The organism is Alcanivorax sp. HI0083, from assembly GCF_001635175.1.
The window spans coordinates 1-1,171 of the sequence record NZ_LWFX01000054.1 but is presented as its reverse complement, the minus strand read 5'-3'; the positions used below and the strand labels follow the sequence as shown (position 1 = coordinate 1,171).

The following is a 1,171-nucleotide window of genomic DNA, read 5'->3' as shown; positions in this document are numbered from 1 at the left end:
TGCCAGCCATTACCGGCCCAGCGCGATTATTCTGGACATTGGCCTGCCGGGTATCGATGGCTGGGAAGTCATGGAAAAGCTCAAGGCGGACCCGCGCACCAAGGACATCCCGGTGCACTTCCTGTCCGGGCGTGATGAGCGCAAGAAGGCGCTGGAACTGGGGGCGCTGGATTTCATGACCAAGCCAGCCAATCAGGACGACATTCTCTCTGCTTTCGCCAAAATTGAAGGCGCTATCGAAACCAATGTGCGCCGCCTTCTGGTGGTGGAAGACAGTGAAATCCAGCACGAAAGTATCCGTGAGCTGTTCGACCAGAAAGGGGTTGAAATCACCGCTGCAACTAGCGGCCAGCAAGCACTGGATGCCCTGCAGAATACCGTGTTCGACTGCATGATTCTGGATTTGACACTACCGGACATGAGCGGTTTCGAGCTGCTGGAAAAGCTCCATGCCAGTGACGACTACGACAGTGTTCCCGTGGTGGTTTATACCGGCAAGGACATGACCCGCGAAGAAGAGGCGAAACTGCGCAAGTATGCGGACCGTATCATTCTCAAGACGGAACGCTCCCACGAGCGACTGCTCAACGAAGCGTCCCTGTTCCTGCACTGGCTGGAATCCACCTTGCCGGCCAATCGCCGCCCGACTGCGGAATCCATCGAGCATCGCGATGACATTTTCGAAGGCAAGCAATTGCTGCTGGTGGATGACGACATGCGTAATATCTACGCGCTGTCGGCGCAGCTGGAAGAGTTGGGTTTTGCCATCAGTATCGCCAATAATGGCCGCGAGGCGCTGGAATCGCTGGATGAAAATCCCTCCATCGACATTGTGTTAATGGATATCATGATGCCGGAAATGGATGGCTATGAAGCCATGGGGCGGATTCGTGAACAGGCTCGTTTCAGCAAGCTGCCGATGTTGGCGTTGACGGCCAAGGCCATGAAGGATGACCGCGCCAAATGCATTGAAGCCGGGGCCAATGATTACTGCTCCAAGCCCATTGATATGGCGAAGCTTACCTCGTTGCTACGGGTCTGGCTGCACAAGTAGTGGGTGCAAAACATGTCCGCAGTCACTTTATGAAGACAGGAACCGTGGCGGAATAGCGTTATGGCTGAAACATACCCGATCGACGATGACGAAGTTAGTGTCGAGGACATCGAAATT

1 protein-coding gene is annotated in these 1,171 nt (G+C 54.7%); it reads left to right on the top strand.

Annotation, left to right across the window (positions count from 1 at the left end):
- Nucleotides 1-1,054: response regulator (locus A3754_RS00560; protein ID WP_156496638.1), on the top strand; the 1,054-nt coding region annotated here is incomplete at its 5' end.
- Between the last annotated feature and the right edge of the window lie 117 nt (nucleotides 1,055-1,171).